This window comes from Herbaspirillum sp. WGmk3, from assembly GCF_023952535.1.
In the GTDB taxonomy this organism is placed as follows: Bacteria; Pseudomonadota; Gammaproteobacteria; order Burkholderiales; family Burkholderiaceae_D; genus Herbaspirillum; species Herbaspirillum huttiense.
The window spans coordinates 645,249-665,593 of the sequence record NZ_JAKYWT010000001.1; the positions used below are offsets into that span (position 1 = coordinate 645,249).

19 protein-coding genes are annotated in these 20,345 nt (G+C 62.9%); 11 read left to right on the forward strand and 8 right to left on the reverse strand.

Features of this window, described 5'->3' with window-relative positions:
- Positions 1-30: 30 nt before the first annotated feature.
- The 6 genes from MKD49_RS02730 (at position 31) to MKD49_RS02755 (ending at position 6,734) form a co-directional block, all read left to right on the forward strand.
- Complete coding sequence (locus tag MKD49_RS02730) at positions 31-990, forward strand: C-terminal binding protein (protein ID WP_252695386.1); 960 nt, start codon at positions 31-33, stop codon at positions 988-990.
- A gap of 216 nt (positions 991-1,206) precedes the next feature.
- Entirely contained in the window at positions 1,207-2,298 is a 1,092-nt protein-coding gene (locus MKD49_RS02735) for an ABC transporter ATP-binding protein (protein WP_252695387.1), read from the forward strand.
- 129 nt (positions 2,299-2,427) lie between these two features.
- Positions 2,428-3,759: an ABC transporter substrate-binding protein gene (locus MKD49_RS02740; RefSeq protein WP_252695388.1), complete on the forward strand. Its 1,332-nt coding sequence runs from the start codon at positions 2,428-2,430 to the stop codon at positions 3,757-3,759.
- 170 nt (positions 3,760-3,929) lie between these two features.
- Positions 3,930-4,829, forward strand: a complete 900-nt coding sequence (locus tag MKD49_RS02745) for a carbohydrate ABC transporter permease (protein ID WP_039784562.1) — start codon at positions 3,930-3,932, stop codon at positions 4,827-4,829.
- A complete protein-coding gene (locus tag MKD49_RS02750) occupies positions 4,829-5,710 on the forward strand; it encodes a carbohydrate ABC transporter permease (RefSeq protein WP_252695389.1) in 882 nt (293 codons plus the stop codon). Before MKD49_RS02745 ends, MKD49_RS02750 begins: the two co-directional genes overlap by 1 nt.
- Positions 5,711-5,975: 265 nt before the next feature.
- Positions 5,976-6,734: a bifunctional 2-polyprenyl-6-hydroxyphenol methylase/3-demethylubiquinol 3-O-methyltransferase UbiG gene (locus MKD49_RS02755; protein WP_034330406.1), complete on the forward strand. Its 759-nt coding sequence runs from the start codon at positions 5,976-5,978 to the stop codon at positions 6,732-6,734.
- 92 nt (positions 6,735-6,826) lie between these two features.
- Here the strand turns inward: MKD49_RS02755 and MKD49_RS02760 are convergent, their stop codons facing one another.
- The 4 genes from MKD49_RS02760 to MKD49_RS02775 all read right to left on the reverse strand — a co-directional run bounded on the left by MKD49_RS02760 (position 6,827) and on the right by MKD49_RS02775 (position 11,654).
- A complete protein-coding gene (locus MKD49_RS02760; protein WP_252695757.1) occupies positions 6,827-8,152 on the reverse strand; it encodes a cytochrome c in 1,326 nt (441 codons plus the stop codon).
- A 14-nt stretch (positions 8,153-8,166) separates the two neighbouring features.
- Positions 8,167-9,948 (reverse strand): GMC family oxidoreductase, encoded by a 1,782-nt coding sequence (locus tag MKD49_RS02765; protein ID WP_121045165.1) that lies wholly within the window; start codon positions 9,946-9,948, stop codon positions 8,167-8,169.
- Between the two features lie 2 nt (positions 9,949-9,950).
- Positions 9,951-10,673 carry a gluconate 2-dehydrogenase subunit 3 family protein gene (locus MKD49_RS02770; protein ID WP_039784558.1) on the reverse strand — a complete coding sequence of 241 codons (723 nt, stop codon included), beginning with the start codon at positions 10,671-10,673 and terminating at the stop codon, positions 9,951-9,953.
- Positions 10,674-10,886: 213 nt separating this feature from the next.
- The gene (locus MKD49_RS02775; protein WP_252695390.1) at positions 10,887-11,654 is read right to left on the reverse strand and encodes a dienelactone hydrolase family protein; all 768 of its coding nucleotides are present in this window, start codon (positions 11,652-11,654) and stop codon (positions 10,887-10,889) included.
- A gap of 359 nt (positions 11,655-12,013) precedes the next feature.
- On the opposite strand from MKD49_RS02775, the gene MKD49_RS02780 reads away from it, so the two are divergent.
- Together MKD49_RS02780 and MKD49_RS02785 are read left to right on the forward strand one after the other, a co-directional pair.
- Positions 12,014-13,135: a YjgN family protein gene (locus tag MKD49_RS02780; protein WP_121045171.1), complete on the forward strand. Its 1,122-nt coding sequence runs from the start codon at positions 12,014-12,016 to the stop codon at positions 13,133-13,135.
- Between the two features lie 3 nt (positions 13,136-13,138).
- Entirely contained in the window at positions 13,139-14,134 is a 996-nt protein-coding gene (locus MKD49_RS02785; RefSeq protein ID WP_134137447.1) for a M48 family metallopeptidase, read from the forward strand.
- Between the two features lie 87 nt (positions 14,135-14,221).
- On the opposite strand, the gene MKD49_RS02790 is transcribed toward MKD49_RS02785, so the two are convergent.
- The 3 genes from MKD49_RS02790 to MKD49_RS02800 form a co-directional block, all read right to left on the reverse strand.
- Complete coding sequence (locus MKD49_RS02790; RefSeq protein ID WP_204725805.1) at positions 14,222-15,454, reverse strand: HD-GYP domain-containing protein; 1,233 nt, start codon at positions 15,452-15,454, stop codon at positions 14,222-14,224.
- 229 nt (positions 15,455-15,683) lie between these two features.
- Entirely contained in the window at positions 15,684-15,833 is a 150-nt protein-coding gene (locus MKD49_RS02795; protein WP_166675078.1) for a hypothetical protein, read from the reverse strand.
- Between the two features lie 207 nt (positions 15,834-16,040).
- Positions 16,041-16,904: a LysR family transcriptional regulator gene (locus MKD49_RS02800; RefSeq protein WP_252695391.1), complete on the reverse strand. Its 864-nt coding sequence runs from the start codon at positions 16,902-16,904 to the stop codon at positions 16,041-16,043.
- 114 nt (positions 16,905-17,018) lie between these two features.
- On the opposite strand from MKD49_RS02800, the gene bla reads away from it, so the two are divergent.
- Entirely contained in the window at positions 17,019-17,918 is a 900-nt protein-coding gene (bla, locus tag MKD49_RS02805) for a class A beta-lactamase (protein ID WP_252695392.1), read from the forward strand.
- Between the two features lie 14 nt (positions 17,919-17,932).
- Here the strand turns inward: bla and MKD49_RS02810 are convergent, their stop codons facing one another.
- Positions 17,933-18,676: a 2-keto-4-pentenoate hydratase gene (locus MKD49_RS02810; protein ID WP_134137452.1), complete on the reverse strand. Its 744-nt coding sequence runs from the start codon at positions 18,674-18,676 to the stop codon at positions 17,933-17,935.
- Positions 18,677-18,851: 175 nt separating this feature from the next.
- On the opposite strand from MKD49_RS02810, the gene MKD49_RS02815 reads away from it, so the two are divergent.
- Both MKD49_RS02815 and MKD49_RS02820 read left to right on the forward strand, forming a co-directional pair.
- Positions 18,852-19,298, forward strand: coding sequence for a MerR family transcriptional regulator (locus MKD49_RS02815; protein ID WP_252695393.1), 447 nt, complete (start codon positions 18,852-18,854; stop codon positions 19,296-19,298).
- A complete protein-coding gene (locus MKD49_RS02820; protein ID WP_252695394.1) occupies positions 19,295-20,326 on the forward strand; it encodes an aldo/keto reductase in 1,032 nt (343 codons plus the stop codon). The genes MKD49_RS02815 and MKD49_RS02820 overlap by 4 nt, the downstream gene beginning before the upstream one ends.
- The last annotated feature ends 19 nt before the right edge of the window (positions 20,327-20,345 follow it).

A 20,345-nucleotide genomic window follows, 5' to 3' on the forward strand; every position in this document is an offset into this window, starting at 1 on the left:
GGACCAAGACAACCATCACGGAGACGAGCAATGAAAGTACTGATTACGGACTACGATTTCCCCGACGTCGACCTGGAGCTTGCGCTCTACAAGGAAGCCGGTGTGGAAGTCGTGACCGCGCAATGCCGCACGGAAGAGGAGGTCATCGCCGCCTCCGCAGGATGCCAGGGCCTGCTGGTGCAATACGCACCGGTGAACGCCAAGGTCTTTGCGGCCCGTCCTGAAATCCGCATCGCCAGCCGCTATGGCGCCGGCTTCGACACCATCAACACGGCTGACGCCGCAGCCCACGGCGTGTGGGTCGCCAACTCGCCCGACTATGGCGTGGGCGAAGTGGCCACCCATGCGCTGGCCATGGCACTGGACCTGATCCGCAACATCACCGTCTATGACCGTGCCGTGAAAGCCGGTCAATGGCACTACACCACGGCCGGCATCATTCCGCGCGCCTCCGATCTCACCATCGGCATCATCGGCCTGGGCCGCATCGGCAAGCGCATGGCGCATATCTCGCGCAATCTCTTCAAGCGCGTCATTGCCTATGATCCCTACATCATCGATGGCGATTTCCCCGCCTACGTGGAACGCGTGAGCCGCGAAGAGTTGTTCCGGCAGGCGCATGTGGTGTCGCTGCATACGCCCTTGAACGACGAGACGCGCAACATGATCGACGCTTCGCTGCTCGATCTGCTGCAGCCGCAGAGCTACCTGGTGAACTCCGCACGCGGCGGCCTCATCAAGATCGACGACCTTCTCGCTGCGCTGGAAAACGGCCAGCTCAAGGGGGCGGCGCTGGATGTGCTGCCGGTGGAGCCGCCGCAGACGGCCTCGGCTATCGTGCAGCATCCACGTGTGCTATTGTCGCCGCACGCGGCCTTCTTCTCGGATGTCGCAGCGCGCGAACTGCGGCGCAAGGCGGCCCAGAACCTGATCGACTGGGACCGCAACGGGCGACCCTCCTACGTGGTCGTTCAGGGCAAGAACAAATAAGTCAAAACAATCACCCCGGGAAACGGGGCGCCAACGCAGCACCGCGCCGCCCGCCAGCCGGCGCTGCATCAGTGTAGACAACGAAAAAAAAGGAAGACCGGCAGGATCTTCCACGCGTCCCTCCACAGGACGTGCCTGAACAAAGTGCGTTGTGAACGGCTCCGCCTGGAACCGGTTCCGCAGCGTCGATACGAGGATAGACACGAGGAGCATTTGATGGCATCAGTACAGATCCGCGCAGTCAAGAAACAGTTCGGCAGCACCCAGATCATCCGGGGCGTCGACATCGATATCGCCGATGGCGAATTCACCGTCCTGGTCGGTCCGTCCGGCTGCGGCAAGTCGACGCTGCTGCGCATGCTGGCGGGGCTGGAGGAAATCACCGGCGGCGAGATCCTCATCGGCGGCACCGTGGTCAACAACGTCCAGCCCAAGGACCGCGACATCGCCATGGTGTTCCAGAACTACGCGCTCTATCCGCACATGACGGTGCGCGACAACATGGCCTTCTCGCTCACCCTGGCCAAAAAGGACAAGTCCTTCGTGGAAGAACGCGTCAAGAAGGCCGCCGACATCCTCGGCCTGAACCAGCTGCTGGACCGCTATCCGCGCCAGCTCTCGGGCGGCCAGCGCCAGCGCGTGGCCATGGGCCGCGCCATCGTGCGCGATCCGCAGGTGTTCCTCTTCGACGAACCGCTCTCCAACCTCGATGCCAAGCTGCGCGTGCAGATGCGCACCGAGATCAAGGAATTGCACCAGCGCTTGAAGACCACTTCCATCTATGTCACCCACGACCAGATCGAAGCCATGACCATGGCCGACCAGATCGTGGTCATGCGCGATGGCCTGGTGGAACAACGCGGCCGTCCGCTGGACCTGTACGACCATCCGGCCAACCTGTTCGTGGCCGGCTTCATTGGTTCGCCCGCGATGAACTTCATCCCCGCCACCCTGCGCCGCAACGGTGGCGATGGTGCCGCAGAAGTCGAGTTCGCCGACGGTACCCGCGTACCAGCACCCTATGGCAGCGCCCTGCAGGGCAATGACGGGCAGAAGGTCACCTACGGCGTGCGTCCCGAGCACCTCTCCATCGGCGCGGCCGGGCAAGGCATTGCCACCAAGGTCATCGTGGTGGAACCGACCGGGGCCGATACCGAAGTGTTCTCGCGCTTCGGCGAGACCAGCCTCACCTCGATCTTCCGCGAGCGCCATGATTTCGGCGCGGGCGACGTGATCCACCTGGTTCCCGACCACAGCCGCACGCACCTGTTTGACGCCGAATCGGGCAAGTCGCTGGCGGCCCGCTGATCCAACGCACCATCACTGCAGTAACCCAAGCACCACCCGTAGCGCAGCATCACAAGAAAAAGAGTCCATCCGCAAGAACAGCCGTTCGAGAGCGGTCCAATTCGACTTTCAACCGAAGGAGTAGGAGACATGAGCAAGCTGACACGACGCGAATTCCTGGTCACCAGCGCTGCCGCCGCAGCCGCATCGGGCATGGGCGTGAACGCCTTTGCCGCAGGCCCCGGCGCGGCTGGCACCGACAGCATCAAGTACCCCATCGAACAGGGCGCGACCCTGCGCATCCTGCGCTGGAAGCGTTTCGTCCAGGGCGATGAAGACCTGTGGAACGCCAACGTCAAGAAATTCACCGAACTGACCGGCGTGGCCGTGCGCACCGACAGCGAAGGCTGGGAAGACGTGCGCCCGAAATCGGCCGTGGCCGCCAACGTGGGCAGCGGTCCGGACATCGTGCTGGGCTGGTTTGACGACCCGCAACAGTACCCGACCAAGCTGATCGACATGACCGACCTGGCCGATTCGCTGGGCAAGCGTTATGGCGGCTGGTACGACGTCTGCCGCAAGTACGGCACCAAGGACGGCAAGTGGATCGCCCTGCCGCTGGGCGTGATCGGCAATGCCCTGGTCTATCGCGAAAGCCAGATCAAGGCCGCCGGCTTCGATGCCATTCCCAAGGACACGGCCGGCTTCCTCAAGCTGTGCCAGGCCTTGAAGGCCAAGGACACTCCGGTCGGCTTCGCCCTGGGCAAGGCCGTCGGTGACGCCAACAACTGGGCACACTGGCTGCTGTGGTCGCATGGCGGCAAGCTGGTCGACAAGAACGGACAGGTCGCCATCAACTCGGCCGAGACCCGCGCCGCGCTGGAATACGCCAAGCAGCTCTATGCCACCTTCGTGCCCGGCACCCTGTCGTGGCAGGATCCGTCCAACAACAAGGCCTACCTGGATGGCCAGATCAGCCTCACGGCCAACGGCATCTCGGTGTATTACGCCGCCAAGAACTCGCAGGATCCCAAGCTGCAGGACATCGCCAAGGATACCCAGCACGCGCACTTCCCGGTCGGCCCGGCCGGCAAGCCCACCGAGCTGATGCAGATCACGCAGATGATGGTGTTCAAGCACACCAAGTTTCCCAATGCGGCCAAGGCCTTCGTGCAATTCATGTTCGAGCCGGACCAGTACAACCCGTGGATGAAGGCTTCCATCGGCTATGTCAGCCAGCCGCTGAAGGCCTACGAGAAGAACCCGGTCTGGACCGACGATCCGAAGGCCACGGTGTACCGCGACTCGGCCTCGCTGATGCTGGACCATGGCCACGAAGGCCCGCTGGGACAGGCCTCGGCGGCTTGCATGGCGGACTACGTGGTGGTGGACATGGTGGCCGAGGCCGCCTCGGGCGCCAAGACCGTGCAGCAGGCCATCGATCGTGCGGCCGAGCGCGCCAAGCGGTATTACAAGACCTGATGGCAGCAGCCTGAACGTCAGCAAGGCGGATCCGGGTTCCCTCGGGACAGCGGGCAAAGGGGCAGGTTGTCAGGGCTTGCCGACCCGGTCCCGCCGCGCTGGCGCATCGCGACGCGTCACTACCGTATTGGCCGCAGGCCTGGCTTGCGGCCCTTTCATCGAGGCACATCATGCTATCCCGATTCCTGAACAACCGTAACGTACTGGGCATGCTGTTCATGGCCCCGGCCGTGATCCTGCTGGTGGTGTTCCTGACCTACCCGCTGGGCCTGGGCATCTGGCTGGGCTTCACCGATACCAAGATCGGCGGCGAAGGCAGCTTCATCGGCCTGGACAACTACACTTACCTGGCCGGCGATTCGCTGGCGCAGCTGTCGCTGTTCAATACCGTGTTCTACACGGTCAGCGCCAGCATCCTGAAATTCGCACTGGGCCTGTGGCTGGCCATCCTGCTCAACAAGAACGTGCCGCTGAAGACCTTCTTCCGCGCCATCGTGCTGTTGCCCTGGATCGTGCCGACTGCGCTCTCGGCCCTGGCCTTCTGGTGGCTGTATGACGCACAGTTCTCCGTCATCAGCTGGGCCCTGCACAAGATGGGCCTGATCGACCGCTACATCGACTTCCTGGGCGACCCGTGGAATGCGCGCTGGTCCACCGTCTTTGCCAACGTCTGGCGCGGCATTCCCTTCGTGGCGATCTCGCTGCTGGCGGGCCTGCAGACGATCTCGCCCTCGCTCTATGAGGCGGCCGCCATCGACGGTGCCACGCCCTGGCAGCAGTTCCGCCACGTGACGCTGCCCTTGCTCACGCCCATCATTGCGGTGGTGATGACCTTCTCGGTGCTGTTCACCTTCACCGACTTCCAGCTGATCTATGTGCTCACGCGCGGCGGTCCGCTCAATGCGACGCACCTGATGGCCACGCTCTCCTTCCAGCGCGCCATTCCGGGCGGTGCCCTGGGTGAAGGCGCGGCACTGGCAACCTACATGATTCCCTTCCTGCTGGCAGCGATCATGTTCTCGTATTTCGGCCTGCAACGTCGCGGCTGGCAACAAGGAGGTGACAAATAATGGCCAAGAAAAAAGACGACCAGCAGGAAACCCAGGGCATGGATTTCCTGCAATCGACACCGCGCCGCTGGGTGACGATCTACATTCCGCTGCTGATCTTCCTGTTCGTGCTGCTGTTCCCGTTCTACTGGATGGTGGTCACGGCCTTCAAGCCGGACAATGAATTGCTCTCGCAGACCGGCAACCCCTTCTGGGTCGTTGCCCCGACGCTGGCGCACTTCAAGAAACTGCTGTTCCAGACCCAGTATCCGGCCTGGCTGCTCAACACGGTGATCGTGTCGGTGGTGTCGACCTTCGCCTCGCTGGCGGCCAGCGTCTTTGCCGCCTATGCGATCGAACGCCTGCGCTTCCAGGGCTCCAAGCAGGTCGGGCTGGGCATCTTCCTGGCCTACCTGATCCCGCCCTCGATCCTGTTCATTCCGCTGGCGGCGATCGTGTTCAAGCTGGGGCTGTTCGATACGCGCTGGGCGCTGATCCTGACCTATCCGACCTTCCTGATCCCGTTCTGCACCTGGTTGCTGATGGGCTACTTCCGCTCGATTCCTTATGAGCTGGAAGAGTGCGCGCTCATCGATGGCGCCACCCGCTGGGAGATCCTGGTCAAGATCATCCTGCCGCTGGCGGTGCCGGGCTTGATCTCGGCGGGCATCTTTGCCTTCACGCTGTCGTGGAACGAGTTCATCTATGCGCTGACTTTCATCTCCTCCTCCGAGGTGAAGACGGTGCCGGTGGGGATCGTCACCGAGCTGGTGGAAGGCGACGTCTATCACTGGGGCGCACTGATGGCCGGGGCGCTCCTGGGCTCGCTGCCAGTGGCGGTGGTGTATTCGTTCTTCGTGGAGTATTACGTATCGGGGATGACGGGGGCGGTGAAAGAGTAGCCTGCCTCCGCTTCCGCCTGCGATGAAACGGCACCCTCAGGGGTGCCGTTTTTTTTGCCTGCCATCAACACCCGATGCAAAGGTCAGGTGAAGTCAGGATTGCAAGGTGCGTGCTCGTTGCAAGCGCAACACGCATGGCTTTCAACCAAAGCTCATCAGCGGTTAAGATCGCGGTGACGCATCGCGTCAGCCATGAAGAAACGGCATCCTGCTCCGGATGCCAGTTCGTTCCAACAATAACGAAAAACGTAAAGGGAAGGGCAACATGGAATTCACTTATCACAATATCCTGCTGGACAACGGGACCTACACCAAGCCAGATACCATTCTTCTGCAGGATCACCCCCAGGCGATCTCGGCGAGGAAAGTTCTGAACCTGGCCTTTCCCGGCAACCGCCGCAATTACCGGATCATCGACCTGGGATGCCTGGAAGGTGGCTACACGGTGGAATTTGCCCGCATGGGATTTGAATCCATCGGGTTGGAGGTACGGGAGGAAAACTTTGCGTGCTGCAATTACGTGAAGCAGAACCTGAACCTGCAGAACCTGCATTTCGTCAAGGACACGGCCTGGAATCTTGATCGCTACGGTCCTTTCGATGCCTCGTTCTGCTGCGGTCTGCTGTATCACTTCGACAAACCCCGCGCCTTCCTGGAAAAGCTGGCGCGTCACACCAAGAAGGTGATGATCCTGCAGACGCACTTTTCCACATCACTGGAAGATGGCGTGAAGTATTACAGCCTCTCCCCCATGCAGGTCAATGAAGGCCTCAACGGTCGCTGGTACCACGAGTTCCATCCCAGCACGCCCTACGAGGAGCGCGAAAAACTGCGCTGGGCGTCCTATGAGAACGATCGTTCCTTCTGGATACAGAAGGAACATCTGCTCGGACTGATCCACGACCTGGGCTTCACCACGGTGTTTGAACAGTACGACAACTGGGCCCCCAACATGGGAGAAAACCTGGAGAAGAACTACGCCGGCACGCTGCGCAGTACCTTCGTGGGCATTCGCGATCTGTAAGCCACAACCGTAAAAAAATCCCCGCGTTGTGCAGACGCGGGGATCGTTGATAGCCCGGCAGATGCCGGACCATCGCTCACTACTGCTGCTCACTACTGCTTGGCCAGTGGCGCACTCCCCGCCTCCACCGTTTTCTTCTCCGGCAGCTGCTTGCGCACCTTGGCCACGTCGGACGCGTTCACCGAAGACGCCTGGTTACCCCAGCTGCTACGGATGAAGGTGACCACATCGGCCACTTCCTGGTCCGACAGCCGGCTGGCAAAGCCCGGCATGGCGAACTGGGTCGGTGCCTTGTGCGTCCACGGCATTTCGGCCCCCTCCAGCACGATGCGGATCAGCGAAGCCGGGTTCTCGGCATTGACCGTCGGCGACAAGGCCAGGGTCGGGAAGGTCTCGTCATAGCCCTTGCCGCTGCTGCGATGGCAGGCCGCGCAATTGTTCAGGAAAGCCATCGCACCCGGACTCTGGTCGCTGCCTTTGCGCAAGGCCTGGTGGGTCTTGTCGTCATAGGCCAGCGCTGGCGTGCCCTCCTTCACCGCCTTCAAGGACTTCAGGTACTTGGCCATGGCCGAGAGATCTTCCTCGGTCATGTACTGGGTACTGTTGGCCACCACGTCGGCCATGCCGCCAAAGGCAGCGGAATGGCTGTTGCGGCCGGTCTTGAGGAAGGCCACGATGTCAGCCTCGCTCCAGTTGCCCAGACCATCGCGGGCATCACCGCGCAGGTTGTTGGCCAGGTAGCCGTCGATCACGCCACCGGAGAGGAACTGACTGCTGTCATTGGACAGCGCCTTTTCCTGCATGCCCGCGCCGCGCGGCGTGTGGCAGGCACCACAGTGGCCCAGGCCTTCTACCAGGTATTGGCCGCGGACCAGTGGACTGTTGTCCTCCGGACCATCGGCCGCCACTGCCGGCGCGAACACCTTGCGCCAGACCGACAACGGCCAGCGCATCGACAGGGGCCAGGTGATGTCCACACCGCGATTGGGTGCGGGATCGGCCTGCACGCCCTGCATGAAGTAGGCATAGAGCGCCTTCACGTCTGCCGGCTTGACTTTGGCGTAGGAGGGATACGGCATGGCCGGATAGAGCGACGCGCCATCCTTGCGGATGCCGTGACGCAGCGCACGGTCGAAATCCTCTTCGCTGTAGTTGCCGATGCCGTGTTCCTTGTCCGGCGTGATGTTGGACGAATACACCGTGCCGATGGGCGTAGCAATGGGCAAGCCACCCGCAAAGGGCTTGCCGCCCTTGGCGGTGTGGCAGGCCACGCAGTCCCCGGCCTTGGCCAGGTACTCGCCACGCTGCACCAGCTGCTGGTCGGCCGAGGAAGCGGCGGCATTGCTCTGCGCTGCTGCGGTGAAGGCGGTCAGCGACATGACGGCCGCACAGGCGGCGATGAAATAATGCTTGATCATGATGGTCGTCATCCTTATGCCTGCACCAGCGGGCCGGGGTTTTTCAGATACTGCTCACGGATGGCCTTGGCGGAGTGATACGCCAGCGCCGTGACCAGCCCGGTCGGGTTGTAGCCCATGTTCTGCGGGAAGGCGCAAGCGCCGTAGACGAACACGTTGGGCACATCCCAGCTTTGCAGGTATTTGTTGACCACGCTGTTCTTGGGTGTGGTCCCCATGATGGCGCCCCCGGTGAGGTGGGTCGATTGATAGACCCGCGTATCCCAGGACGACCCGGTCTTGCGTACCGCCTTGACGACCTTCTCCGGATTCATGGCCTGGCCGACCTTCTCCATCTCGCCGGCGATGTAGGTCAGCATCTTGCCTTCGTTCTCCTTCCAGTTCAGGGTCATGCGCAAGAGCGGCTGGCCATTGGCATCCTTGTAGGTCGGATCCAGCGACAGATAGCAATCGCGATACGCCATCACCGAACCGGACATGCCGATGGTGAGCGTGCGCTGGTAGGCATCCTGCACGCTGGCCTTCCATTCGGAACCCCAGTTGGGGACCTTCTCGCCCGGCATGGTGCCGGCCTGCTTGATCGGACGGCCGCCATAGCGCACGTGACGAATCGAGGCACCGCCGATGAAGCCCAGCGGACCGTGATCGAACTGGTCGGCGTTGAGGTCGTCCATGCCCACGCCACCTGCACCGGTGCCGATGAAGGGATTGAACTGCGTGCCCTTGGGCATGACCACGTTGATGCCGCCGTTGTACTGGTAGGCGAAATTCTTGCCGACCACGCCTTCGCCGGAGACCGGGTCATAGGGCTTGCCGATGCCCGAGAGCAGCAGCAGGCGGACGTTGTGGGTCTGGAAGGCGGTCAGCAGGACCAGGTCGGCGGGCTGCTCGACTTCGCGGCCCTGGGCGTCGATGTAGGTGACGCCGGTCGCACGCTTGCCCGAGGCATCCAGGTTGACCTTGATGACCTGGGCCTTGGTGCGTACCTCGAAGTTCTTGCGCTTCAACAGTACCGGCAGGATGGTGGTCTGCGGCGATGCCTTGGAATACATGTAGCAGCCGTAGTTTTCGCAGAAGCCGCAGTAATTGCAGGGGCCGATGCGCACGCCATACGGATTGGTGAAGGGCTGCGAAGCATTGGCCGCGGGGGCCGGATAAGGGTGGTAGCCGACGTCGCGCATGGCCTTCTCGACCAGCGAGGCGCTGTACTGGTACTGCAGCGGCGGGGTCGGGAATTCATCGCTGCGCTCGCCTTCCAGCGGATTGCCGCCGGCCACGATCTGGCCCTTGAGATTGCCAGCCTTGCCGGAAACCGCCATGACCTTTTCCGAGAAATCGTAGAAAGGCTCCAGCTCCTTGTAGGTCACGCCATGGTCCTGGATGGTCATGTCCTCGGGGATGAATTTCTTGCCGTATTTCTGCTCGTGGTGCGTGCGCATTTCCAGCTCTTCGGGCAGGTTGCGGTACATCATGCCGTTCCAGTGGAAACCGGCACCGCCCACGCCATCGCCCAGCAGGAAGGAACCATGCTGGCGGTAGGGCACGGCCACGTCGGAGAGCGTATGACGAATCGTCACGGTCTCGCGCGAGAGGTCCTGGAACAGCGCGCCGCGCACGGAGTATTTCAGTTCATCGACAGCCTTCGGATAAGGCGTGTCGGTGTTGGTGTCACGCATGTCGCCGCGTTCCAGCGCCAGCACGTTCAGGCCGGCTTCGGTGAGCTCCATGCCCATGATGGAGCCGGTCCAGCCCAGGCCCACCATCACTACATCCACTTTGTCTTTTTTGATAGCCATGATCAGCCCTTCTCTCCCAGAATCGACACGGGGCCGTATGGATATTTGACGTTGTATTGATCGACCCAGTCGGCGTAATCGGCGCGCGCACCGGGGAAGCCGACCATCTTCCAGCCGCCCATCTTCTGGTTGCCGCCGTACATCGGGTCGGCAAAATAACCTTCCTTGGTATTGCCCAGCATGAAGCTGAAGAAGGTCTTGGCGGGCACGGTATCGAAAGCGATCTTGCCGCCTTCCATCATCTTGAGCACCTCCAGCTGCTTGGCCTTGTCGAGTTCGGCGAAGACCTTGCCGTGGTTCTTGCTGCACCAGTCATTGCAGGCAGCGATGCCCTGGCGGTAGATGTCGCGCGGCACCAGCGAGAGCTGGTAGCCGAGTTCCGGCACGCTGTCCGGGTGGAAGGGACCTTGCATGTACCAGAGCTTGCCGGCGCCGTAGGGGGTTTCCATCTGGCGGTCGATGAACTCGGGCACGCCGGTTTCGAGCGCACCGGCACCGTACTGGTCGGAGGGGATGAGGTGATCGACGGCGGCGTTGAGGAAGGCCCATTCAGGCGCGGTGAAGTAGGTGGGCGTGTAGGCGCGGGGCTTGCCGGGTTCGCTGCTGTCGGCCATTGCCGGCTGGCTGACTGCAACGGTGGTGGCTCCGCCTAGCGTGGTCGCGGCTGGGACGATGGCCAACACCTGGCGCAGGAAGCGCCGCCTGGGCTCTTTATCTTGTGACATGAGTATCCTTTGGACGTGGGATTTGACGAGGGCAATGCAGGATGCTGGCGCGAGCGGTGCGGCAAGGATGAACGCTCCCCTGCGTACCGGACGGACGCACTCTCTTCTTGTTATGGTGAGACTGCCTGTGCAGCGGCTCCGGGCACCGCTGCACAGGTGGATGAATCAGTTCGGCAGGGCATCGGCCCTGCCCTGCTTCAAGACTTCAGGACTTCAGGCCAGCACTTCGCCGAAGAAGGCCTGCAATGCGACCGCGGCGCGTTCTGCCGTCTGGCGGTGGTAGAAGAAGCCGGGATGGTTGGCATCCGGATCGGTGAAGGAGTGGCCGGCCAAGCCATAGTTGACCAGTTGCCAGTCAACCTTGAGCGCGCTCATTTCGTCGATGAAGCCATTGACCTGATCGCGCGGCACCGACGGGTCCTGCACGCCGTGCAGCACCAGGACCGCTCCCTTGACCTTGCTCTCGCCCGGGGCCGGGGTATCGAGCGCACCGTGCAGCGACACCGTGCCGCGCACGTCCGCACCATCACGCGCCAGTTCCAGCGCAGCGGTGCCGCCGAAGCAGAAACCGCTGGCGCCCAGCTTGCCGGCATCGAGCTTGACGAAGGTCTGCTCGCGCAAGACCTTCAGCACGCCGTGCATGCGCTTGCGCAGTTCGGCGCGATTCTTCTTCAGCGGAATGATGGCGGCCAGGGCTTCGTCCGGATTGCTCGGGCGCAGGCTCTTGCCGAACACGTCGGCCACCAGGATGGCATGGCCAGCGCCGATGGTAGTGGCGGCGATTTCCAGCGCCTGCTGGCGCAGGCCGAAGTAGTTGGGGACGGTCAGCACGCCTGACACCGGCGGCTGTGCCTTGTTGTAGAGCAGGACGCTTTCGTAATCGATGCCATCGGCGCTATGGGCGATGCTCTCGATGCCGAGGTCGGTGACGGGGATGCCGAGCTTCTCGGCGATGGCGGCGGTGTTCCAGGACGTGGACATGGATGGTGGCTCCTTTGGTTGGCAAACGCCGCCCGGCGTGGAGACCGGGCGGCGTTCAGGAAACTTTTGTTTGGCGCGAAGATGAACCACAGGGGCAATTGCTGCTGCATGGCCGTGCTGTTTCCAGCTCAGCCATGCCCTTGCCTTGACCGTGTTCGGGCAGCAATGTTCGCACAAACAGTGCATTTCTGCAGAAGGTCAGACCAGTGAAGCACGAACAAATGCGAGGCCGATACCTACAACATCCATACAAGCAGCGTGGTGATCAGCGACAACTTGACTTTTACTTGCGAGCAATGGATTCTTGCCCGACCCCATCGGCAGACCTCTTCCATACAACGACCAATACAAGAGCTTCCATGAACGATCATCCTGACTTGCCTGAATCTTCCCTTCCCTCGCCTTCCGTTCCGGCGGCGCCCGGCAATTTCGCGACCGCCCTGCGTGACTCGGCCGACCACAGTGCACCGCAGGCCTTTACCTTCAGCGGACGCGGCTCCGAATATTTCCGCATCTGGATCGTCAACCTGCTGCTGTCGATCGTTACGCTGGGCATCTATTCGGCCTGGGCCAAAGTGCGTCGGCTGCGCTACTTCTACGACAACACCTCGGTGGCCGGGGCCAGCTTCGACTATCACGGCAACCCCGTCGCCATCCTCAAGGGACGCATCCTGGCCGTCGTGCTGATCGTGGCGTACCAGATCGCCGGCTACATCAACCTCCTGCTGGGCCTGATTGCCGCGCTGGCCTTGATGCTGGCCAGTCCCTGGCTGATCTGGCGCAGCCTGCAGTTCAAGCTCTACAACACCAGCTATCGCGGCATCCGCTTCGGTTTTCGCGGCAGCTTCGGCGGCGCATTCAAGAATTTCCTGCTGTGGCCCATGCTCTCGGGTATCAGCCTGGGCCTGTTGATGCCGATGGCGGCGCAGCGCTTCAAGCGCTTCCAGCACAATGAAGCGCGCTTCGGTGCCACCCACTTTTCCTTCCACGGTTCGGTCGGCGCGTTCTATCTGGCCTTTGCGGCCGGTATCGGCGGCTGGATCGCCGGCTCGGTGCTCATCGTGGTCGGCTTTGGCGGCGTGGCACTGTTCCAGTCGGTGCAGTCGGGTGCGGGCTCGATCGCCGCGTTCGGGCTGATGCTGTTCGCCCTGTATGCCTGGTCTTTCCTCATCATTCCGCTGTGGATCACGCTGCTGCAGAACCTGGTGTGGAACAATACGCGCCTGGGCGAGCATCGCTTCGAAAGCCGCATGCGCTGGGGCCGCACCGCCATCATCCTGCTCACCAACGTGCTCGGCATCGCCTTCACGCTGGGTCTGTTCACCCCCTTCGCTCAGATCCGCATGATGCGCTACCGCATCGAGTCGGTCACGCTGCTGCCGGCGGGCAGCCTGGATGACTTCATCGCTTCCAGCGAATCACCCGGCTCGGCCACCGGCGAAGGCCTGGGCGACCTGCTCGACTTCGACCTGTCGATGTAAGCCATGACCGTCTCCGCTTCCTACTACGACGGCAAGACGTCAAAGCGCCACCAGGTGACGCTGGCCGTCAGCGATGGCATGGCCCAGGTGCGCGGCGAGGTGGAGCGGGACTGTCCGATCGCCCAATTGCGCGTCTCCGAGCGCCTGAACCGGGCAGCGCGCAAGGTCAGCTTCCCCGATGGTGCCTATCTGGAGATCATCGACGGTGCTGCCTTCAGCGCCCTGCTGCACGACACCGGCCACCGCGATTCACTGGTGGTCCGGCTGCAGCAAAGCTGGCGGCATGCGCTGGCGGCCTGCGCGGCGCTGGTCGCGGTGGTGGTACTGAGCTACCTGTACCTGCTGCCGCTGGCCGCGCAGGGCATCACGGCCATCCTGCCGGTGGCGGTGGATCGCCAGGTCGGTCAAGGTACGCTGGACTTCCTCGACCAGCACGTATTGGCCCCCAGCCAGCTCGACGCCCAGCGGGCCAAGGGCATCACGTCGCGCTTTCGTGCCCTGACCGCGCCGATGGCGGATGCGCCCGACTACCAGATCGTGTTCCGCAAGAGCCGCATCGGCCCCAACGCCTTCGCCCTGCCCTCGGGCCAGATCGTGGTCACCGATGAGATCGTGCAGCTGCTTGATGATGATGACGCCCTCATGGGGGTGCTGGCCCATGAACTGGGCCATGTGCACCGGCGCCACCTGATGCGGCGGCTGATCCAGAGTTCGGCCATCGCGGCCACGGCCACCTTGCTGTTCGGCGATGTCTCGGCGGTCCTGGCCAACATCCCGACGGTCTTGCTGGATCTGAAGTATTCGCGCGATATCGAACGCGAGGCCGATGATTACGCCATCGCCATGTTCAAGGCCAATGGCCTGCCGCGCCAGAAACTGGCGCTGGTGTTCGAGAAACTGGAAGACATGGGCAAGAGCAAGGACAGTCCGGCAGCACGTTACCTGTCCAGCCATCCGGCCAATGAGGAACGCATCGCGCACATCCTCGGTGCCCGCTGAGCGCAAGTACTGCCTGCAATAAAAAACCCGGTGCGCAGGCGCGCACCGGGCTTCCGCCATCAAACTGTCGCACGTCTGATGTCCCGGCTAACCCGGGCTCTCGTTTCCTTCCACCAGTGCCTTGAGCGAATCCAGCACCAGTCCGTTGCTGCGGATCCAGTCCTGGCCACTGCGTTCGCTGATCACATCATCCTGGTCCGGCGAGGACAGATCGATGATCTCGCTCTCCAGCGATTCGATCGAGAGCGCCGTCGTAAACGCCTTGACGACCGGCTTGGTCAGGTCCTTGTGATTCTGGCGAATCACCAGCGCTGTGCGGCCTGAACGCAACTTGACGATGGATCCGATGGGATAGATGCCCAGCGTCTTGACGAAGGTCAGGAAGATGGGGCGATCGAAGTGGCCGCTCCAGCTGGCCATGCGTGCCAGCGACTCGGCCGGGTCCCAGGCGGATTTGTAGGTGCGGTCGGAGGTGATGGCGTCATACACGTCACACACCGCCGCCATGCGCGAATACAGATCGATCTGGTTGCCCTGCTGACGCCCCGGATAGCCGGTGCCATCGATCTTTTCGTGATGATGCAGGCAGACGTCGAGCACATAGTCCGGCACCCCCGCGAAGCCGCTCAGGTATTCATAGCCCAGCGTAGGATGGCGCTGGATGATGCGGAATTCCTGATCGGTCAGCTTGCCGGGCTTGTTGAGCACGTCGAGCGGAATGAACGCCTTGCCCACATCGTGCAGGTAGCCGGCCAGTCCGGCTTCCTTGCAGGCCGTATTGTCCATGCCCAGCGTGCGTGCCAGTGCCACCATCATGGTGCAGACGGCAATGGAATGCAGGTAGGTGTATTCGTCGGCGCGCTTCAAGCGGATGATGCTGAGCAGGGCATTCGAATTGCGCGTGACCGAGGCGGCGATTTCTTCCACCAGGTCCTGGCATTGCGCGACATCCAGGGTCTTGCCCAGGCGCGCCTGCCGGAACATCTGCTGCGTCGATACCTTGGCGCTCTCGTAGAGCCGCAGGGCTTCGCTCAGTTCGTTGCGATACTCGTCCTCTGGCGTGAGCGGCACCGGCTTCACACGCGGTTCTGCGGCCACGTCCATTGCTTCGACGGCGCTACCCGGAATGACATCCCGGCCCAGCGCGACGTCGATCCAGCAGAACTCGAAGCCGGCGCTGCGGGCGCGGCTGATGTCTGCGGCCTGCTCGATCAGGAACTTGCTGCGCCAGAACGGATTGTCGATCCAGGGGCCATCGAAACCGGAAAAATACATGCCCACGGCCAAGTCGTCGACGCTGATTTTTTTGAGTTGTGTCATCTGAGCCTGAGTGAAGTTGCTTCGCCGCGACATCGCCCCGGCTTGTGGCCCGACTGTATTACATCTTGAGCGGATTGATTAGCGGAAAATTCCTGATGACACTCGTTAGAGAAACGATGCAATCTCCAAAACGTACAGTGTTGTCCGTGCAGACAAAGAAAAACCCGGGGCGCTGGCGCGGCCCGGGTCGGCAGGTGAGGCAGGCGTGACGAGTCAATGACTCGCGATGTCAGTGACGCTGCTCTTCCTGCGACATGCTCGACAAGCCCGAATACAGGCTGCAGCAATGCGGCGCACCGCGGTGCGAACCGGTGTCGAGTTCACTGGAGTCATTGAGAAAATCAACCAGCTTGCGATAGAGTTGTGCGAAGTAGTGCATGACTTACCCCCTTTCACTATTGACTGATGGCAGGCTCCCGAAGGTTTTCTGCCAGTGCCGGTCTGTCCATGGTGTCGACTCATACGGCCGGCACGAACCGTATAAATTGTTTATATCATTTATTCTAGGTGCATGCAGGCCGCGCGTCTATCAGGATTTCTCTGACATGGCTGTGGTTGTTGCGCGTAATCATCACTTCAGCCAACCCTACACGCAGCCTGCCTGCACCTTCAGCCATGTCCGGAAAGCCGCCATGGCGGCGGTTTGCGGGCGTGACTTCAAGCGCGTGAGCCAGTAGGCACCGAGCACGATGCGCTGTTCGAAGGGGCAGACCAGCCGCCCCTGCCGCAATTCGCGCTGGAACATCATCACCGGCAACAGCGCCACGCCGGCCTCTTGCGCAGCCGCTTCAGCCAGCGCCAGCGAGGAGTCGAATACGAAGCCGCGCAAGGGCGGGCAAGGCGCAGCGGCGGCCGCAAACCAGCGGTGCCACTCGTCACTGCGATAGGACCGCAGCAGCGTCTCGGCCGCCAGGTCGGAGGGCGTGCGCAAGCGCGCGGCAATCTCCGGTGCGCACATGGGTGCCAGTGGCGCTTCGAACAGACGTTCAGCATCGGTGCCATGCCATGCACCATCGCCAAAACGAATCGCATAATCGAGCCCCTCACCGGCCAGGTCGACACGGTTGTTGTTGGTGAGCAGGCGCAGGTCGACGAAGGGATGCTGCTGCTGGAATTCGCGCAGGCGCGGCATGAGCCAACCCACGGCGAACGTTCCGACCACCCCGACGGTGAGCACCTCGCGGCGCCGGCCATCTTCGAACTGGGCCAGCACATCGGCGATGCGCCCGAAGGATTGCGCCACCACCGGCAGCAACGCCAGCCCTTCGTCGGTGAGGGCCAGACCGCGTGGCAGGCGACGGAACAGGGTCACGCCCAGCCGCTGCTCCAGATTCTTGACCTGCATGCTGACGGCGGTCTGGGTCACGCTCAATTCCTCGGCGGCGCGCGTGAAGGAGAGATGGCGGGCCGAGACTTCGAAGGCGCGCAAGGCATTGAGGGGCAGGTACATGAACACTCCAGGCATCAGTTTTTCTTGGGCTTGCGTCCAATTATCGTGAATTGTGAGCACCGCGACTACTGCCTATGATGCAGCCCTGTTGCCATCATTCATCGAGGAGTATCCATGTCTGGACGACGTCATTTTCTGTCCGTCGCCGCGCTGGCCGGTGCCGGCCTGATCAGCCGCAGCTGGGCGGCCAGCCTGCAAGGCGCAAGTAAAACTGTGGACTCATCCGCACTGACCGCCACGCTGTCGCGCCTGGAAGCCGATATCGGCGGGCGTCTGGGCGTGTCGCTGGTCGATACCGCCGGCGGCCGCCACTGGGGCTATCGTGCCGATGAGCGCTTCCCCATGTGCAGTACCTTCAAGTTCCTCGCGGCGGCCGCCGTGCTGCGTCGCGTGGACGAGGGCAAGGAGCAGCTGGCGCGCCGTATCGTCTATCGCCAGCAGGACCTGGTGCCCTACTCGCCCACCACCGGCAAGCACACCGGCGGGGATGGCCTGTCGCTGGCACAGCTGTGCGAGGCCGCCATCACTCTTTCGGACAACACCGCCGCCAATCTCATGCTGGAGAGCATGGACGGTCCCGCCGGCATGACGCGCTTCGTGCGGTCGCTGGGCGATGAACTGACCCGGCTGGATCGCAATGAGCCCACGCTCAACGAAGCCGTTCCCGGCGACCCGCGCGACACCACCACTCCGGCCGCGATGACTGCCGACCTGCGCCAGCTGGTGCTGGGCAATGCGCTGACACCGGCCTCGCGCCAGCAGCTTGTGCAATGGCTGGTGGCCAACCAGACTGGCGACAAGCGCGTGCGCGCCGGCCTGCCCAAGGGCTGGAAGGTCGGCGACAAGACCGGGACGGGACGGCTGGGCACGGCCAACGATGTGGGCGTGGTGTGGACAGAGAAAGGCGCACCGCTGCTGTTTGCGGTCTATCTCACCGAAAATGCGGCCACCGATGCCCGGCGTGATGCGGTGCATGCAGAAGTGGGCCGCCTGATCGGTCAGCTCATGACGTAAAAAGTTGCTGCTGTTCAGCTGGCGAAACTGAACGAAACTGCACCGATCCCCTCCAGCGCACCCTCGATCTGTCGCCCTGCGCGTGCAAGCTGCAGCCCGGTGCAGGAGCCGGTCGTGATGACCTGGCCCTGGCGCCATGGCTGGCCACGGCGCGCGCAATGCAGTGCAAGCCAGCCCAGCATGGGCCACAGGTCAGCCGGGTTGCCCCCGGTGGTGCGGGTGATCTCCTGGCCATCGATGTGCAGACTGGCCGCGATCTGGCGCAACGAAAGCGTGGCCGGCAGCGGCTGGGCGGCACCGATGATCAGGGCACCGTGGCTTTGCAGGTCGGCCATGCCGGCCCAGGGGTTGGTACAGGGCGGATGACCGAGGCGCGTCTCCACCACTTCGATGGCCGGCAGGATGGCGTCAAAGACCGTGCGCAACTCGGCCTCATCCGGCACTTGATCGCCGGGATGGTAATCACGCCCGACCCGCAAGGCCAACTCCACTTCCAGACCGCGCATGCGCCATTGCGGCCCGCGCAATGGCGCTCCCGAGGCCAGTACGCCGGAGGCCGGCAGCGGCGCACAAGCTGGCAGGCTGCCATCCCCCTTGCTACCGACCTTCCAGCCCCCGATCGGCCCCAGGCGTTGCAGTTGAGCGTCCTGCACGGCGTAGGCGATATCGGCATCGCCGACGGCCAGGCGGCGCCAGTCCAGGGCCAGGCCACTGTGGCGGGCGTCGAGCAGGAGTTGGGTGGCGGCGTCGATATGCATGCGGGAATTCTCCGAAACAGAAAAGAAGGCAGCGCGCATTGTACTGGCTGCCAAGGCGCTCGCCCACAGCAAGCACGGCCGTGAACTCGCCGCCACCAGCGCACTCCGATCTGAATGCCGATAATGGCAGACAGCGCTTGACTTGGAGCGCACTCCAACTTCTAGACTGGCTGCCATGACGACTTCCCTCACCATTGCCCAAGCGGCCGACGCCACCGGCCTGTCGGTGCATACCCTGCGTTACTACGAACGCATCGGCCTGCTCGATCCGGTGGAACGGCGCGACAACCGCCATCGCCGCTACACCCAGGAAGACCTGAACTGGATCGATTTCCTGAAGAAGCTCAAAGCGACAGGTCTGCCGGTGCGCGCAATGCTGCGCTACGCCGAGCTGCGCCGCGAGGGCAATACCCTGGAAAGCGTCAGAGAACGCAAAGCCATGCTGCAGGCGCATACGCTTTGCGTCCAACACACCCTGGCCGAGCTGCAGGAGAACCTGGCCGTCCTGCAGCGCAAGCTGGTCCTGTACGACGAACTGGAGCAAGAGGCCCGTGCTGAACCTGCCCGCGCACTCCCCAGCAGCAAGGCCGACGCTCCTCACCCCGAAAGGATGGCACCATGACCGAACCCCTCACCTCTCACCTGCAACCGGATTCGCACGTCGGTACCCGCCGCCTGGGCAGCAACGGCCCGCTGGTCTCGGCCATCGGCCTGGGCTGCATGGGCATGAGCGATTTCTATGCGCAGCGCGACGACGCCGAATCGCTGGCCACCATCGACCGCGCCCTGGAGCTGGGTATCAACCTGCTCGACACGGCCGACATGTACGGCCCCTACACCAATGAAGAACTGATCGGCCGCGCCCTCCAGGGCCGGCGCGACAAGTTCTTCATCGCCACCAAGTTCGGCATCCGGCGCGATCCGGCCAATCCCTCCGCGCGCGGCGTCGACGGCAGTCCGGCCTATATCCGCCAGGCGGTGGAAGGCAGCCTCAAGCGCCTGGGTATCGAGACCATCGATCTCTACTACCAGCACCGCATGGATCCGAACACCCCCATCGAGGCCACCATGGGCGTGCTGGCCGACCTGGTGCAGGCCGGCAAGATCCGCTACATCGGCTTGTCCGAAGCCTCGTCGGCCACGCTGGAGCGGGCGCACCGGGTGCATCCGGTGACGGCGCTGCAAAGCGAATATTCCTTGTGGACGCGCGATCCGGAAACCGAGGTGCTGGCCACCTGCCGCGCACTGGGCATCGGCTTCGTGGCCTACAGCCCGCTGGGACGGGGCTTCCTGACGGGCGCGCTGCAACGCTTCGAGGATCTGGCCGAGGATGATTTCCGCCGCACCAATCCGCGCTTCCAAGGCGAGAATTTCGCCCGCAACCTGCGGCTGGTGGAGCAAGTGAAGGAAATGGCAGCCCGGCATGGCTGCACGCCGAGCCAGCTGGCCCTGGCCTGGGTGATGGCCCAGGACCCGCACATCGTGCCGATCCCCGGCACCAAACGCCGACGCTATCTGGAAGAGAACGCGGGCGCGTTCTCGGTGAAGCTTTCTGCGCAGGACCTGATGGCGCTGGAGGCCGTCTTCCCGCGCGGGGCAGCCGCCGGGGAGCGCTATACCGAGGCCAGCATGAAGATGCTCAACCTCTGACCAGCGCCTTCTCAAGGCA

Coding starts and splice junctions, on each gene's coding strand:
- MKD49_RS02730 (WP_252695386.1), top strand. CDS start 31: ATGAAAGTACTGATTACGGACTACGATTTCCCCGACGTCGACCTGGAG.
- MKD49_RS02735 (WP_252695387.1), top strand. CDS start 1,207: ATGGCATCAGTACAGATCCGCGCAGTCAAGAAACAGTTCGGCAGCACC.
- MKD49_RS02740 (WP_252695388.1), top strand. CDS start 2,428: ATGAGCAAGCTGACACGACGCGAATTCCTGGTCACCAGCGCTGCCGCC.
- MKD49_RS02745 (WP_039784562.1), top strand. CDS start 3,930: ATGCTATCCCGATTCCTGAACAACCGTAACGTACTGGGCATGCTGTTC.
- MKD49_RS02750 (WP_252695389.1), top strand. CDS start 4,829: ATGGCCAAGAAAAAAGACGACCAGCAGGAAACCCAGGGCATGGATTTC.
- MKD49_RS02755 (WP_034330406.1), top strand. CDS start 5,976: ATGGAATTCACTTATCACAATATCCTGCTGGACAACGGGACCTACACC.
- MKD49_RS02760 (WP_252695757.1), bottom strand. CDS start 8,152: ATGATCAAGCATTATTTCATCGCCGCCTGTGCGGCCGTCATGTCGCTG.
- MKD49_RS02765 (WP_121045165.1), bottom strand. CDS start 9,948: ATGGCTATCAAAAAAGACAAAGTGGATGTAGTGATGGTGGGCCTGGGC.
- MKD49_RS02770 (WP_039784558.1), bottom strand. CDS start 10,673: ATGTCACAAGATAAAGAGCCCAGGCGGCGCTTCCTGCGCCAGGTGTTG.
- MKD49_RS02775 (WP_252695390.1), bottom strand. CDS start 11,654: ATGTCCACGTCCTGGAACACCGCCGCCATCGCCGAGAAGCTCGGCATC.
- MKD49_RS02780 (WP_121045171.1), top strand. CDS start 12,014: ATGAACGATCATCCTGACTTGCCTGAATCTTCCCTTCCCTCGCCTTCC.
- MKD49_RS02785 (WP_134137447.1), top strand. CDS start 13,139: ATGACCGTCTCCGCTTCCTACTACGACGGCAAGACGTCAAAGCGCCAC.
- MKD49_RS02790 (WP_204725805.1), bottom strand. CDS start 15,454: ATGACACAACTCAAAAAAATCAGCGTCGACGACTTGGCCGTGGGCATG.
- MKD49_RS02795 (WP_166675078.1), bottom strand. CDS start 15,833: ATGCACTACTTCGCACAACTCTATCGCAAGCTGGTTGATTTTCTCAAT.
- MKD49_RS02800 (WP_252695391.1), bottom strand. CDS start 16,904: ATGTACCTGCCCCTCAATGCCTTGCGCGCCTTCGAAGTCTCGGCCCGC.
- bla (WP_252695392.1), top strand. CDS start 17,019: ATGTCTGGACGACGTCATTTTCTGTCCGTCGCCGCGCTGGCCGGTGCC.
- MKD49_RS02810 (WP_134137452.1), bottom strand. CDS start 18,676: ATGCATATCGACGCCGCCACCCAACTCCTGCTCGACGCCCGCCACAGT.
- MKD49_RS02815 (WP_252695393.1), top strand. CDS start 18,852: ATGACGACTTCCCTCACCATTGCCCAAGCGGCCGACGCCACCGGCCTG.
- MKD49_RS02820 (WP_252695394.1), top strand. CDS start 19,295: ATGACCGAACCCCTCACCTCTCACCTGCAACCGGATTCGCACGTCGGT.